This is a genomic window from Marinobacter sp., assembly GCF_044799475.1.
In the GTDB taxonomy this organism is placed as follows: domain Bacteria; phylum Pseudomonadota; class Gammaproteobacteria; order Pseudomonadales; family Oleiphilaceae; genus Marinobacter.
This window is the reverse complement of sequence record NZ_CP085217.1, coordinates 1,680,994-1,696,198: the sequence shown is the minus strand read 5'-3', so window position 1 is coordinate 1,696,198 and position 15,205 is coordinate 1,680,994. Positions and strand designations below refer to the sequence as shown.

At 58.3% G+C, this 15,205-nt stretch carries 13 protein-coding genes; 1 reads left to right on the top strand and 12 read right to left on the bottom strand.

Going from position 1 to position 15,205, the window contains the following annotated elements:
- Positions 1-253: 253 nt before the first annotated feature.
- The 9 genes from LG327_RS07970 to LG327_RS07930 form a co-directional block, all read right to left on the bottom strand.
- The gene (locus LG327_RS07970; protein WP_404368178.1) at positions 254-898 is read right to left on the bottom strand and encodes an HAD family hydrolase; all 645 of its coding nucleotides are present in this window, start codon (positions 896-898) and stop codon (positions 254-256) included.
- Entirely contained in the window at positions 898-1,647 is a 750-nt protein-coding gene (locus LG327_RS07965) for a 3-deoxy-D-manno-octulosonic acid kinase (RefSeq protein ID WP_404368175.1), read from the bottom strand. Before LG327_RS07965 ends, LG327_RS07970 begins: the two co-directional genes overlap by 1 nt.
- A gap of 43 nt (positions 1,648-1,690) precedes the next feature.
- On the bottom strand, positions 1,691-2,416 hold the full coding sequence (locus LG327_RS07960) for a lipopolysaccharide core heptose(II) kinase RfaY (protein WP_404368172.1): 726 nt from the start codon (positions 2,414-2,416) through the stop codon (positions 1,691-1,693).
- Between the two features lie 83 nt (positions 2,417-2,499).
- The gene (locus tag LG327_RS07955) at positions 2,500-3,150 is read right to left on the bottom strand and encodes a hypothetical protein (protein ID WP_404368169.1); all 651 of its coding nucleotides are present in this window, start codon (positions 3,148-3,150) and stop codon (positions 2,500-2,502) included.
- Positions 3,128-4,405 (bottom strand): hypothetical protein, encoded by a 1,278-nt coding sequence (locus LG327_RS07950; RefSeq protein WP_404368166.1) that lies wholly within the window; start codon positions 4,403-4,405, stop codon positions 3,128-3,130. Before LG327_RS07950 ends, LG327_RS07955 begins: the two co-directional genes overlap by 23 nt.
- Positions 4,392-5,555: a phosphotransferase gene (locus LG327_RS07945; RefSeq protein ID WP_404368163.1), complete on the bottom strand. Its 1,164-nt coding sequence runs from the start codon at positions 5,553-5,555 to the stop codon at positions 4,392-4,394. Before LG327_RS07945 ends, LG327_RS07950 begins: the two co-directional genes overlap by 14 nt.
- A 37-nt stretch (positions 5,556-5,592) precedes the next feature.
- Entirely contained in the window at positions 5,593-6,333 is a 741-nt protein-coding gene (locus tag LG327_RS07940; protein WP_404368160.1) for a 3-deoxy-manno-octulosonate cytidylyltransferase, read from the bottom strand.
- An 8-nt stretch (positions 6,334-6,341) separates the two neighbouring features.
- Positions 6,342-7,949: an aldolase catalytic domain-containing protein gene (locus LG327_RS07935; protein WP_404368157.1), complete on the bottom strand. Its 1,608-nt coding sequence runs from the start codon at positions 7,947-7,949 to the stop codon at positions 6,342-6,344.
- Positions 7,946-9,310, bottom strand: coding sequence for an O-antigen ligase family protein (locus LG327_RS07930; RefSeq protein WP_404368155.1), 1,365 nt, complete (start codon positions 9,308-9,310; stop codon positions 7,946-7,948). Before LG327_RS07930 ends, LG327_RS07935 begins: the two co-directional genes overlap by 4 nt.
- A 203-nt stretch (positions 9,311-9,513) precedes the next feature.
- On the opposite strand from LG327_RS07930, the gene LG327_RS07925 reads away from it, so the two are divergent.
- Positions 9,514-10,545 carry a glycosyltransferase family 9 protein gene (locus LG327_RS07925; RefSeq protein WP_404369293.1) on the top strand — a complete coding sequence of 344 codons (1,032 nt, stop codon included), beginning with the start codon at positions 9,514-9,516 and terminating at the stop codon, positions 10,543-10,545.
- Between the two features lie 224 nt (positions 10,546-10,769).
- Here the strand turns inward: LG327_RS07925 and LG327_RS07920 are convergent, their stop codons facing one another.
- The 3 genes from LG327_RS07920 to glnE all read right to left on the bottom strand — a co-directional run bounded on the left by LG327_RS07920 (position 10,770) and on the right by glnE (position 15,156).
- Positions 10,770-11,174: a DUF6165 family protein gene (locus LG327_RS07920; RefSeq protein ID WP_404368152.1), complete on the bottom strand. Its 405-nt coding sequence runs from the start codon at positions 11,172-11,174 to the stop codon at positions 10,770-10,772.
- 72 nt (positions 11,175-11,246) lie between these two features.
- Entirely contained in the window at positions 11,247-12,176 is a 930-nt protein-coding gene (locus tag LG327_RS07915) for a branched-chain amino acid transaminase (protein WP_404368149.1), read from the bottom strand.
- Between the two features lie 88 nt (positions 12,177-12,264).
- Positions 12,265-15,156 (bottom strand): bifunctional [glutamate--ammonia ligase]-adenylyl-L-tyrosine phosphorylase/[glutamate--ammonia-ligase] adenylyltransferase, encoded by a 2,892-nt coding sequence (gene glnE / locus LG327_RS07910; RefSeq protein ID WP_404368146.1) that lies wholly within the window; start codon positions 15,154-15,156, stop codon positions 12,265-12,267.
- Between the last annotated feature and the right edge of the window lie 49 nt (positions 15,157-15,205).

Below are 15,205 nucleotides of genomic sequence, written 5' to 3'. Positions count from 1 at the left end.
GCCTGTCCGGAGTCGAACTCTGCAAACGTATTCGCCGTGACCTAGAGTCCAGGACGCCTGGCCATATTCATGACAGCCACATTGACCAACCGGCAGTGCATTTGCGGACACCGGTCCTTCTTACGGCAGTTTATGTGCCTGAAGGTACGGACAATCCGTCGATGCCGGAAATTTTTCGGGAGGTCACATGCAGAAAATACACGAATAGCCGGGTGTGCCCTGTGGAAACGCGCCATCAAGGCCTCTAATCCACTTACCCCAAAAGATCTCCCACTGAGTTGACCCTGAAATCAGCGCTCTCAAAGGAATAGGCGGACTCACTCCACCCGCTGACAAAGATGAAATCCAGGCCAGCCCGGCTGGCGGCTTCATAATCGTACTGGCTGTCCCCAAGGAACAAGGCCGGGAAAGCGATCAATCCGGATGCAACCTCCCGGGACAGAATTTCATCCTTGGTATCCGGGCTTCCAAATATGCCTCCGTCGAACAGCTCGGCGAGGCTGCGGGTCTGAAATACGGCCCTCAGCTCGGCCTGGTCACCGCCGGAAACCACCATCCATCGGCTGCCCCGGGTCAGCTCTCGCAGCTCAGTCAGGCCCGGAGCCACCTCGCATTCCGCCAAACCCTGCCTCACCTGGGAGGCGTAGCTTTCGATAAGTTCTTCAAGTTCTTTCCGGTCCACCGCTGGACGGCCAACGATTTCTTTCAGGAAATACTCAAACTTCGCGTAACGGGAAATACCTCCGTTCCGGACGTGATGCTCCACCAGCCTGCGGGCGGCATCTTCTCCCCAGGGTTTTGCGGCGGAATAGAATGCGTCGGTTTTCACCCGATTGGAGTTCAGGATCACCCCGTCACAGTCAAAAACCCAGGTCCGGTATTCAGCAATCTTGTGCATCAGAGGGTGTTTCCTTGAGATTCGTATCCTGTCAGAAGGTCTCGCCACAGCTGTTGCAGCACAGCTTCAGGCCAGTCCTGCAACTCCTTGTGCAGGGACCGGTGCAAACGGGCCAGGTTGGAATCCTGCCATTTCGCCCTGGACTGCTGGGCACTATGGAGCCGGCATTTGTCGAAATCCACCAGGTAAATACCGGCAGGCGCGAGCAGGATGTTGTTAAGGTTTAGGTCCACATGGTCAAGGCCGGTCAGGTGGAACCTGCGGATCTGTCGGCCGGTCTCTGCCAGGGTTTCGGAATCAGGAAGTTCGGAACCCCGGCTTTGAGCTGCTGACAGCAAAGTGCGGGCTCCGGGTATCCGTTCAATGAGTATGCTTGCGCGGTAGAGTCCGCCGCCTGCGCGGTCATATCTCGCCGCCACTGGTGTGGGCACAGGGAGGCCCTGCTCAAGCAGAAAATCCAGCAGACGCAGCTCCTGAAAGGACCTGACCCGCTCTTCTCCCAGAAACAGAAACAGGTCATGGGAAATCCGGGCCACCAGGCCGCCACGCAGGTAATGGCGCAGCACCCAGTCCTGTTGCGCCGGGCGCTCAATGAACCAGGCACTTCCGCGGCCACCGTTGGACACGGGGATGGCCGCGTCTCCCCAGGTTTCCGGGTCAAAAGCGTCCCATCTCACATCCTCCTGGCATTTTTCTTTCATTAACAGAACGGACGGGCCGCGCGCCTGACGGACAAAGTGCTCGCTCATTTCTGGCTCTCTGTAATCATGGTCAGGCCAACGTCTTGTGGGATCATTTGGCGGGTTTTGAGCGGATCACGCGCCTGAGCTTGCGCTTCGCATTACGCATGCCAAACAGCAGGCGATCCACCAGTCTTGCCAGCTTCAGACTGAGCCCGGTATCTGAAGCTTGCAGATGCCGCTCTGCCGCGGGAAAGCCCCGCAGAAATTTTGCCAATTCCAGGTTGCGCCTGAAACGGCCCAGAAGCCCGGGCCGTTTGAGACGGAAATCAATGAAAACCACCCCTTTCTCCGACATCAGAAAATTGGCCGGCTGAGGATCGGTTCGTATATAACCGAGACTGTGCAGGCGGAGCAGCGCTTCCAGCACCCGGCCTGCATCTTCCTCCCCCGCGGGGGCCCCTTCTGCGAAGTGATAAAGCACAAAACTGCCGGTCACCACCCCATTCTCGCGCTTTTCCGCTGCCAGTACCGGCGCCGGAGCATTCAGCCCCAGGCTTTTGAGAAGGCGCAGATTCTGAAAGATTCGAACCCCCTCGCCGTGACGGAAACGGGTGAGAAACCGCTCCCATCTCCGCAGATTTCTGGCCCTCGGCACTTTCAGCATGAGGGACCTGCCTTCAAACGCTACCCGGGCACTCAGGGTCCGGCGGTTGTCACGGAAAACCCGGACGCGCTCAATCCGTTCGTCCAGTACGGCGTCCACCAGTTGACGAGCCAGACTCTGGTCTTCGTCCGAATAGACTTGATAATCTCGATGCTCAAAACAACGGGTCATTGATGTTCCGTTTCCGGATACGAGGCAGCGAAGGCTGATGCGAAGGGCAATTGTAGCAATACCACCATCCTACGGCGAAGGGGTTATGCCCCGCTTTGCGGTCTGAAGCGGAAATCCTTCAGTTGTGGCAGGGCAGTCCTGTGGACCAGGCCAAGCTGGGCAGGAAGGGGAAGATCCAGAACCAGAGCCATGGCGAACCGGTGCGCGCCAGCACCTGCGAAGAAAGGCACAGCATTCGGGCCCAGGTGAATGAGGGTTGCCCCGGTTTCCCGGAAATGGTCGCCGCTCAATTCCCGCGCTTCCCTGAAGCGGCCTTCTGCCCGGACGGTTTCAAATATCCGGTCGAGCTGCGCCAGCCGTTTATCAATATCTTCTCTCGTACGACAGCCATCGAAGCTGCCGGTTTGGGAAGAAGCCATTCTGGACAGCATATAGTCGTGGGCGCCGGCCTCCTCCCAGGAAAGCCCTTCTCCCCATCGCCGCAGGCAATAGTGAACTTTGGGATGGGAACTCAGAGGGAGGATGCCACTGGAGGGCCATTTTGAAACTACCAGCGCTGAAGACGAACGCGGGCGCTGGCGAAAAAACTTCCGCACGACCTGGGTCGAGAGGTAGCCGCGACAATCCGGGGCATTGACCCATATCCGCTCTCCATAACGGGGTGCAGCGCGACCGAACCTCAAGCGGTTCAGGGTGTCTCTGAGAAGAGCCCTATAAAAGTGCTTGTTCAACACACCCGTGCACCTGCTGAAGTCGCGAAAGGTATGTGTCTATGCCCATCTCCATGACTTCCGTGAACCCCTGGTCGCCGGTGATGCAGCCCGCCTGCCAGGCGAGACGCATGAACTCATACTGGAGAACCGGATCGTGGGTCTTGATGAAAGAGCGGGTGTAGTCGATCTGCCGCGCACCAGCGGGACGGTAACCCTCAAAGCGCCCGGCGGAAAGCATCAGGTCCGTGTTGAATACATGGACTCCGGCAGGCGCAAACCGGAGAAGGTCGAACAGGGCATTGGGGCCAGCGTTGAAATGGGTATCCGGCAGCAGCCAGAGAAAGGGGGTCAGCCGGCGCATTCTGCGCTCGGATTCGGGAAACAGGGAGCGCCCCTTGCGGTTCAGAAAGACCGCAAATTTCAGCTCTTTCAGTACCTCCGCATAATCGATTTTCGACAGTGCAGCAGCCTGGGAGTTGTTGTAATAACTGATATCGATCCGGCGACCCTGACTTTGCGGGTCCCTGCCCTTCTCGCCACCGCGGTAACTGAACTTGACCACACAGTCGAAACCGTCAATCTCAGGCCCCTTGGGCAGGGTCGTTGGCACCGGGCCAACCAGCGCCAGTTTTTTCCCCTTCACAAGATCGGCAAATTCCTGGTCTTCGTCGGGCATTTTGTCCCTGCGGGTGTAATCGGTACTGTCCCCGGCTCCCGACAGCAGCCCCAGCAACCACTGCACCTGATCGATCCGGCCACCGGAGAGCTCCGTTGCCTTTAACCTGTCCAGCAGCATCTTGGCCTCGTCCCACCGGCCTTTCTCCAGCGCGGCATGAAATCCCGGAATCAGCACCTGCTCATCCACTGCAGACCGGGCGCGGTTCGCTGCAACAGCAAGCCCGTGGTCCCGCAGGGTCTTTCCGGCAGAGAAAAATCCCACCGCCAGGCACAGCCGGTACATATCAAGCCATCCCGGCATCGGGAGAAGATCTGGCTGGAGTTTCTCACCGAGGGATATAAGCTTCGCCTGCCGGACCTCCATATCCAGCGCCTGCTCACAGAGACGGCTGGCACTGACGATTTCTTCCCAGAAGGCCTCCAATGCCGGCGCTGGCGTGCCATAACCCAGCCTGGAAAATGCGCGGCGCAGTGGTGTCGCCACAGGCTCCCCTGCTCTGGCCAGGGAGGCGGCTCTGGTATAGGCATCTTTCAGAAGATTGAAGCGCCACCAGCGGTCACGTCTTCTGGATGAGTACAGGATGTCATGAATGATCATTGGCAACTCTCTGATGAACCGTGACCAGGTGGTCAAAAATGTCGATGATCACGCCGTCTTCCAGCTTCAGGCTGCTTTTTCTGGAGTAAAACAGAAAGCAGAAAAAAAGCGAACACATCTGTAACTGCGCCCTGTTGCCCAGAGCATCGAGATCAAAGTGGCGCTGAATCTCGGCGACCAGGCTCTCACCACCAGAAACCGGAAGGGACTTGGACAGGGCAAGCCCCAGATCGTAGCCAAAAGGGTAAAAGCCACAGCTGTCCCAGTCCAGAACGGCGCCATTGCCAAGCATGTTCTTGTAGTGCAGGTCGCCATGGGTGAGATAGCGCTGCGGCGTTTCGGCGACCTGGCCGGTAATCCGGTCAAGCACCGCGTTCGCCTCTGGCCTGAGTCGGGTCACCAGCGCCCTGGCGCTGGCCAGTGCCTGACAGTAAATATGCTGGCTCTGATAATCCTGGTACTCGGGGATTGACGGAACGGAGGAAACGTCCATCAGAACCCTGATAATTGCCACCGCCCGGCTGACGGCCTCTTTTTGCGGGATCCGGCCCGCTGCCATGAACCTGGAATAGACCGCCACCGCTCTGGCCCCGTGATTCAGACTCAGGATTTCCGGCAGGAGCACACCCCGGGACCTCAGAAGCTCACCGAAGTTGCTCTCAAGCCATTCAATCCGGAAAACATCATCGAACTGTGTGGAGTAGACCTTCTCAAACATCACCGGACCGCCCGCCGTACCAGACAGGATCTTCCTGTAGCAGTTCAGAGTCGATTCGCCATGACCACTGCCAAAAAAGGTGGCATGGCCGTCAGCTCCCTGCCTCAGAAATTTCAGGGCCGGGTCGTACCGCTCCAGGCAGGCCTCGTAATAGACATGGTTTTCACAGCGGGAGGCGATGTAGGTGCGGAGTTTGAGGTCCTCCCAGGCATCTTTCTCTGGCTCCGCGCCAGATACGGCCTGTGCAGGTTCCGGAAGTTTCACTATCCGGAAGAGGGGTTCGTCCTCCTGCTCGAGGCGCCTCACGAGGCGGGCCCAGAAATAATCCGCCAGGCTGCGGTGCCCAGGCAGACTCAGCCGATCCCATACCTTCAGGACTGCGCTGACTCTTTTAAGATAGCGGTTATGCCGCTTGCCAAGAACCGGGGTCAAAGCCGGCTGTCTCCGAGCGACTTAGCGCCAGCCTGGCTCATTTGACCTGGCGCCTGGCGAGCGCAGCTTCTACCCCTGCAACGTCACCCGGAACATCCACCGCAAGGCTGCCGGGCCGGGTCTCCACCATGAGAACGGACTTGCCCAGCTCCAGAAACCTGAGGATTTCTATATCTTCAGACCTTTCCAGCGTGCTTTTCCGGCCAAAACCCCGGAACATCTGAAGTTCGGCAGGGGTAAAACCGTAGATGCACACCTGTTTCCGGTAACGCTCGGGGGCATTCTTCGCATCCTTGAAACCCGGCAGCGCTTTTCTGGACATGTAGACCAGTTCGTTCTGTTCGTTGGTGATAACCTTGGGAATATTGACGTTCTCCGGATCCTCTTCTTCCGAGATCCAGCTGAAGCCGTTGACCACCTGGCTCATGTTCTGCAGTTTGACATCCCGGACCCGCAGAATGTCGTCGGGCTCAACCAGTGGCTCATCGCCCTGAACATTGATGATGATGTCCGCCTCGATGGCTGCCGCGGCTTCTGCCAGCCGGTCCGTTCCCGTCAGGGCATCATCGGAGGTCATTACCGCTCGAAAACCTGCGGCTTCGACAACCGCGGCTATCCGGCTGTCTTCAGTGGCAATATAGACATTTTCCATCCCTACTGCCCTTGCGGATAGCTCCGCGACCCAGAGAATCATCGGCCTGCCAAGGAGTTCAACCAGGGGCTTTCCCGGGTAACGGCTTGACCCGTAACGGGCCGGAATGACAACAACACTACGCATGGGCAACCTCAAAGGGCATAGACAGACTTTGCCGGAATGTTATAACGGGTGGGTGTAACCGCCATCATATCCAGGGCTTCCGGATGGTTCTGGTAAAGGGCCAGCAGCTTCTGCATTTCCACACTGCGGGGATCATCTGCCCCGTAGCCGTCGAAACCTGCCATCAGGATCTGACGGGCCCTGCCGCTGGTTGCCACGGCCAGGGCGTAGGCGATGACCAGGGACGTGGGCACCAGGCAGTGGTGCTCTCCAAACTGGAAAACATCCCGCTCAACGCTGAGACCGTAATCCAGCAACTCCTTGTCCGCCAGCGATTCCCGGACATCGTCCGGCAGCATGGAGGCCGGGGTAATCAGCGGCTGGGGAAGCCGGACATGGGTTTCACAGTCCGCCAGCAGCCTCACCGGATGGCACGCAACCCTCACGTCAATCAGGTCAGCTGCTATGGATGTCTGGGTGTTCAGCGCCATGACCAGTGGCCGACGCTCGCGAATATAGGCCTCAAGAGCCTGCCGGTGCTGCGAAACACCTGGTCCCGAGCCCAGCAGGAGCAACTCACGGCCCTCCATGAGTCCAGCCGGATCCCAGCTGCCCGACGGGGGGCCCTGATAGAAATGCCGCGCAGCGTCGAGGGTGTCGAGGCTGAATTTCTTGCCCCCTTCCCGCCTGAGGTGATCGATAACCGCCAGGATATCTTCCTCGTCATAGCGGGAATCGCTGAGCATCTCCTGGATGTAAGTGGGGTGTATCCCGTATTTGCCCGCCAGGTAGTAATAGGGATTGGTGCCCCACCCGTGACTGCGCTGCATCGGCTGCAGATGCCGGCGGATCAGGCTCATCAGGGGGATCATGTTGGAACGGGTTTCCAACCGCTCACGGAGCTCGATGCAGAGTTCCTCAGTCCGGGCGTTTCCGGGGCCGCGACCCATGCCTGTCACCGTCGAATCCACCCAGGTCACCCCGTCATCCAGCGCCCGAAGGGTATTCTGCAATGCCAGTCCCATGTTGTCGTGGGTGTGAATGCCCAGAGCACCGTCCCACTCCTGCCGAAGCCAGCCAATAATCTGTGAGGTCTGCTCAGGGTCCATGCAGCCAAGGCTGTCCGCGAAGTAAAGCACATCGGGGGCGAACTCCTGTGCGTTCCGGGCGAGGGCGACTATGTCTTCCCGGGAGCGATCGGAAATCTGCATCAGGTTGAAGCCCACACGGTAGCCTTTTTGACGCAGCCACTGGGTGGCGGGAAGCGCCTCCCGCACTTCATGAATGTGGCAGGCCACCCGCACCAGCTTTACCGGTGACTCATCCGCGGACAGCGGAAAAAGCTTCGCCAGCACGTCTTCCAGAGGCTGCTCCCCGAGAAGCTCGCTGGCATTCACCATCACACCAATGCGCACATTCGGAGGCAGGGAAAGGGTTTTCAGAAAAGAGTCCGTAGAGAAGGCATAGGGCCCCTTGAAGCCCTCATTTTTCAGGGAGCGAAGCCCGATTTCAACAGTGTTGACCTTCGCCTCGCCCATGGCTTCAAGGTAATCCCGCACCAGCTCGGGGCTGAAATTCCAGGCGTTGTAATAGCCGCCATCGCGAAGAGTACAGTCGAGATGCTCAATCGCCTTCATTCACTTTCCCCCGCCGCAATGCTCACTTTGTATTGCACCATACTGGCAAAAATAAACGTACCCGTCGCCCCCATCATGACGTTGAACAGCAGCACACCCTCATCCTGGAACAGGATGCCGTCAAACATGTTAGTGCCCAGGAAAAAACAGAAGAACACCCAGAAAAACACAAAGAAGTCCGTGGGTAGCTGGCCGGACCGCCAGAGTCGATAACTTCCGGCCAGAGCCCAGACAAACAGCCCCAGGATTATGATGATGCCACCAACGCCGTAGCGGAGGCCCGCCTCCAGATATGAGTTGTGGACCTGTCCAAAAGAACGACCGCCTTCATCAACTACGTTTTCCTGCTCCAGGACCAGGTGGCCGGCCCGGTAACCCCATCCGGCCAAGGGCCGCTCCGCAAACCATTCGGCGCCAGCCACCCAGAACTGAACCCGCAGCCCCCAGGCGCTCTTGGGCATCTCGTCCACATTCCCTTCCAGCAGTTTGTTCACAACCTGGGCCTCACTCTGAAAACGCTCTACGGTGGTATCCAGGAGACCTGTGGTATAAGCGGTTCCAGCCACGCCGCCGGAAAGGACGACCGCAAAAACGGCATAGCTCAGTTTTTTCTTCAGGGAGACGCCGCTGATCACGAACACCAGAATAGCCGCAAAAATCAGCGCTGGAATCAGAGCCACCATGGCCGTGCGGGACTGGGTCATCAGCAGGCATACTGCAGCGTAAACCAGCAGAAAAGCCCACAGCACGAAGCGTGCGAGAGAGAACTGTGGAACAGAGAATATACGGCGCCAGAAACACAAGAGCCCCAGCATGACCGCAGCAAACAGCATCCCGGTCCTGATGGGATTGATACCAAAGCCGATGCGCTGGCCGGCAAGACCGTCGGCAAGATCAGACCAGCCTTCCCCTGAAAGCCATGGCATCAGGAGAACAAACACCCCAACCACAGCGAGATAAGTAGCCACATTGCGCACTTCGCCCGCCAGAGCCAGCGCAATAAACAGGAAAATGAACTTATCCAGGTAGTCTTCCAGTGCCGGTCCGCTCCGGGCCCATTCGGGATGATCCAGTGTCATCAGCGCCCAGGACAGGGTAAGCAGAATAACCGACGCCAGCATGAACCATACGGGCACCGAATTGCGCAGACCCGTCGGATAGCGAAAGAATGCGAACAGGCCGACCAGAAGGAACAGCCCCTCAACCGCTTTTACTGCTCCCGCATCTGTCAGATTCAGGGCGGAATAGAGAAAAACCAGCCCAACCAGCACCAGGTGCAGAGCACGGGGCACAGGCGCAAACCGGCGATCAACCCAGAGGTCCGAACCGAACTTCCGGGCACTGGAAACAACTGCATTCATTGGGGACCCCATGTGGAATAAACGGCAAAACAGTCTTTGCCCGCGGCTGGATATCAGCACATCTGAGCCATACGGGGGAGACGGTTTGCCGATGGTAGACTAAAATGGCGGCCAGTTTACCAATCAGCGCTCTCTGGCTCCACATGCCTTATCACTCAATCGCAACGGACGGTACTTTGGTTAATCCTTCGGTTCATCCTGTGATTCACTCTGTCTGCATTCTCCGCCTCTCTGCCATCGGCGATGTCACCCATGTCATTCCCGTGGTGCTCAGTCTGCAGAAGCAGCTTCCGGGCATCAGGATCACCTGGGTGATAGGCCGACTCGAGGCAAAACTGATAGGCGACCTGCCTGGTGTGGAATTCATTGTTTTCGACAAAAAAGCGGGACGGCGGGGCTATGCTGAACTCCGGCGGGAAATAAAAGGCCGAAGGTTCGATGTGCTGCTGCACATGCAGGTGGCACTGCGGGCGAACCTGGCCGCGGCCCTGATCCCGGCCAGAACCAGGGTGGGCTATGACAAAGCCCGCAGCAAGGACCTGCACAGCCTGTTTATTAACCGGCGCATTGCGCCTGCCGCAAACCAGCATGTGAGAGACTGCCTGGCAAGCTTCCTTGAGCCACTGGGGCTCCAGCCTGCTCCTCCGCAGTGGCATATCCCCCTGTCCCCGGCCGACCACGAATTTGCCGGCCAGCATCTGGCGCAGGGCCGCAAAAACCTGGTGATCAGCCCCTGCGCGAGCCATACCCTGAGAAACTGGCCGGTTTCCCACTATGCTGGGCTTGCCGACCATGCCATCCGCCAGCATGGAATGAAGGTAATCCTTACCGGCAGCCCGGCTCCCTTTGAGATTGAAACATGCGCTGCCATCCAGGAAGCCATGTCCGAACAGGCCCACAACATCTGCGGCAAAGACACCCTCAAGCAACTGACCGCCCTGCTCACCCACGCCGACCTGGTGGTGGCCCCGGACACAGGTCCGGCCCATATCGCCAGCGCAGTGGGTACCGACGTACTGGGCCTGTTTGCCGCCAGCAATCCCTACCGCTCAGGTCCTTACAACTCCCTGCAATGGTGTGTAAACCGCTACCCGGAAGCGCTGAAGAAATTCACTGGCAAAACAGTGGACGAGGCGAGATGGGGGACGAAGGCCGAATTTGAGGGAGCGATGGAACTGGTGACGCTGGAGGAAGTGACGGCGAAACTGGATGAGTGGATCGCTGAAAAGAGCTAGTTGCCACGGAATCCACGGAAGAACACGGAAGTAAAAAAGAGAAAAAGAATTTTAGCCACTGACACTCACGGACGAGCACGGACAAAGACAAAAGATCTTTTAAGCACGCCGGGGGTCAGATCAGGCTTGATCTGACCCCCTCCTCCGTGAATGCCCATGTCGTCCGTGGCTAATTTTTTAGTGTCTTTACTTCCGTGTTCTTCCGTGGATTCCGTGGCTAACGATTATTTTCTGGCCGTGTAGTCCCTGTAGGACTTCTCTTCCACAAACCGGGAGCCCAGCGCCAGATTGATTTCCTTTTTCAGAGCCGCGCGCCTGTCATTGGTGAAATACACCGCCCGGGCCAGTTCGATGAATCTGGGACCGAAATCCTGGTCGGCTTCCTGATCCCGTATGTGGTCCTCTATCTCCCACAGCTCTTCGTTCACAGCCTTGAGATCCCGACGGAGGTCGGCAATAACCGCCTGGTCGTCAATTGCCTGATCCCACGTCTGGCTCAGTTCTCCAAGCTCCCGGCGGACGTTCATGACCTTGTCCGGGTCTGCGATCCGTTCGGACTTGATTTCCAGAATGGTGATCTTGTCGAGAACCTCGCCGAAAGAAACCGGCACCCTGATTACGTCTGCCATTGCTCTGCTCTGATTCCAGAAAATTGAGTAAATAAAGCCCGGCAGAGCCGGGCGGAGGCTTTAATGGATGCGTTACTGGGTGCGTACGTGCGAGAGCCACTCAAGGTTGGCTGGCCGCTTGCCCTTGACCGCATCGAAATACATGCTCTGCAGCTTCTCCGTGAGAGGGCCGCGCTTGCCAGCACCGATTACCCGGCCGTCAAGCTCCCGGATTGGCAGAACTTCAGCGGCGGTGCCGGTGAAGAACGCCTCTTCAGCGATGTAGACCTCGTCACGGGTAATCCTGCGCTCACGGACCGGAATATCCAGCTCCCGGCAGAAGTCCATGATGGTCTGACGGGTGATACCTTCCAGGCAGGAGGTCAGCTCCGGCGTATGAAGCACACCATCCCTGAAAATGAAGATGTTTTCTCCGGAACCCTCAGCTACATAACCTTCATTGTCCAGCAGCAGGGCTTCCTCGCAGCCACTGGCAATGGCTTCATTCAGAGCCAGCATCGAGTTGATGTAGTTGCCGTTTGCCTTGGCCTTGCACATGGTGATGTTGACATGATGACGGGTGTAGGAGGATGTCCTCACCTTGATGCCAATTTCCTTTGCCTCCGGCGACATGTAGGAAGGCCAGCTCCAGGCGGCGACCATCAGATGCACTTTCAGATTGTCTGCGCGCAGACCCATGCCTTCGGAACCCAGAAATGCCATGGGGCGGATATAGGCTTCATCCAGACCGTTCTCGCGGACCGACTGGATCTGGGCGTAGTTCACCTCTTCCTTGGTAAACGGCATGGTCATGTTGAGAATATGGGCAGAGCGGAACAGCCGGTCGGTATGCTGCTGCAGCCGGAAGATCGCGGGGCCCTGGTCCGTGTTGTAAGCCCTCACGCCTTCAAAACAGCCAAGGCCATAATGCAGGGTATGAGTAAGCACATGAACCTTGGCATCCCGCCAGGGAATCATTTCGCCATCCAGCCAGATCAGGCCGTCGCGGTCCGCCATTGACATTGTATTCGCTCCTAAAACCAGCATGTTGCGGAAAACCGCATTCTAGCAGGAAAAATCCTGCGGACGAAGGCCAAAAAGGAAGCCTGGCCTAAAGCATAACCCTGTCCCAGATCCGGGCAATAAAGGCCCGTTCATCGGCGAACTGGCCAGCATCTACCTGACTGTTCAGATTCTGCAGGGCCCTGTGATGGATAATGGATCTCAGGGTGATGTAGGCCTCCCGCAGCTCTTCGGTATCCGTCACCGGCAGGATACCCGCCCGACCAAGCTCCTCGAGCTGCCGGATGTTGTCCGACCACTGTGTGAGCTCCGGGTGGCTGGATGAATGGGCAAGCATCAGATACTGAACCATGAATTCGATATCAATGATGCCTCCGCGATCATGTTTGACATGGAATATCTCCGCCGGCCGATCCGTCTGGGGGGTGCCAAGGTTCGCCCGCATACGCTCGCGCATCTCCACAACTTCCGTGCGTAACTTCTCCGGATCCCGCTGCTGACAGAGAATGTCATGCCTGATGCGCTCAAACCTCTCCAGTGTATCCGGACAGCCAGCGACCCCCCGGGCCCGGGCCAGCGCCTGATGCTCCCAGGTCCAGGCATCATTACGCTGATACTTTTCGAACGCCGGCAGAGTGCCTACCAGAAGCCCGGAATTACCGGATGGCCGCAGCCGCATGTCCACTTCGTAAAGCTGGCCGGCCGGCGTCTGAGTGCTGAGAATGTGGACAATCCGCTGGCCCAGCCGGGTATAGAAAACCGCATTATCGATCGGTTTGGCACCATCGGTGGACTCTTCCGGATCGGCGTCGTGGACGAATACCAGGTCCAGATCGGAGGTGTAGCCGAGCTCGATACCCCCCAGCTTGCCGTAGCCGATAACCGCGAAATCCGTGTCGCAGACAGAGCCGTCGGCGCGGCGGGGATAACCGTGACGGCTCACCAGGTTGGAAAAGGCAACGGTTACCACATGGTCCAGCACCACCTCTGCAATCCAGGTAAGGTAATCACTCACTTTCATCAGAGGCAGCGTACCTCTGAGCTCCGAGGCCGCCACCCGCAGGATGTGAGCTTTTTTGAAGTGGCGGAGCGACTCCATCTGCTCCTCCAGGTCCTCGAGGGGAATTCTCAGCATCTGCTGGCGCAGATCATCCTGCAACTCAGCCCGGGCGGGAGGGTGATACAGGCTCTCCGCATTGAGAAGCTCATCCAGCAGCAGCGGAGTTTCAGCCAGCTGACGGGCAATCCAGGGGCTTTCGCTGCAAAGGCGAACCAGCTGGCTGCGGGCGCCCGGGTTCTCCAGTAGAAGAATCAGGTAGGCGGTGCGGCGAAGCACAGCTTCCACCAGTTGCAGAACCCTCTGAAGCGTCTGGGATGGGCGATCAACCTCTGACAGGGCTTCCAGCAGCACGGGCATGAACTGATTCAGACGCCGCCGCCCCTGGGTCTGCATGGTCTGGACTGGCCGGCTGGACCGCAGGTCCACCAGCGCCCGGAAGCTCACCTCCGGCTCTTCGTAGCCCTGCTCCTTCAACCATTGCTGCGCTGAATCCTCTTCCATTTCTCCCAGCCAGAGTTCCTGCCAGGCCTCGTCGGGGCCTGTTTCTTCCTGCTCGTCTTCCTCAAGCGTGATGATATCGGCAAAATGATGGGCCACCCGGTCCCGGTGATGATCCAGTTCAGTCATGCAGTCCGCCCAGGACTCAAATCCCATGATCAGGGCCACCCTTGCCTGCATCGACGGCTCTTCCGGCAACAGCTGGGTCTGCTGATCGTTGATGCCCTGAAGGGCATGCTCCAGGTTGCGCAGAAAGACGTAGGCGTCCCTCAGCTCTGCCACCACCCCGGATGGCAGCAGGTCGAGCTTCTCCAGTTCCGGCAGGATATTCAGCAGCTCGCGCTGTTGCAGCTCCCGGTCCCGGCCGCCCCGGATAAGCTGGAATGCCTGAACCACGAACTCAATTTCCCGGATACCGCCCCGACCCAGCTTGATGTTGTTTTCCAGACCCTTGCGGCGCACCTCCCGATTGATCATGGACTTCATGCTGCGCAGCGACTCAAACGCACTGAAATCAATGTACTTGCGGTAGACAAACGGCCGCAGGCTGTTCATGAGCTCTGCCCCGGCTGCCTGATCTCCCGCCACCACCCGGGCCTTGACCATGGCGTAGCGTTCCCAGTCCCGCCCCTGATCCTGGTAATAGGTTTCCAGGGCCGCGAAACTCAGCGCCAGGGCTCCGCTCTGGCCATAGGGCCTCAGCCTCATGTCGACACGGAACACGAAGCCATCGGCGGTCAACTGGTCCAGAGCCTGGATCACCCTCTGCCCCAGCCGGACAAAGAACTGCTGATTGTCCATGACCCGACGCCCGCCGCGGGTCTCGCCCTTGCCCGGAAAGGCGAAGATGAGGTCTATATCGGAGGAAACGTTCAGTTCCCTGCCTCCAAGCTTGCCCATCCCGAGAACAACCATCGACTGGGGGGCCGGTTCTCCCGTCACCGGGCTGATCCCCCAGGGCGTTCCGGCCTGGCTGCAGGTATCCTCATAAAGCCAGTCAAGAGCCGCCTGAATGCAGGTATCGGCCAGGGCGCTGGTGGCGGCAAGGGTTTCATCCAGATCGGACCAGCGCAGAAGATCACGCCAGATAATGCGGAACTGGGTTTCATTACGAAAACGCCGGAGTGCACGGTGCAGAGCAGCCTCACTGTCCACTCCTGCCAGGTATTCCTGCCAGCGCTCTGACAGGAACCCGGGCGTAACAGGCTCGGCAAGAGGGCGCGCCGCCAGCACCCGGTCCACCAGCTCAGGATGACGCACGAGAATGTTCTGCAGAAAGGTACTGCGCGCCATCGCCTCGACAAGAGACTTTCCGTCCACGCCAGGCCACCGCGACTCCGGATTTTCAGCATCAAGGGACACCCAGGCCTCGGAAACTTCAGGCTGAAGAATTTCAGGGAGCGCGCCCCAGGACTCAGACATAATACAAACCCCTGTCTCTCTGTTATATTTTCCGTACTGTATACCGAAG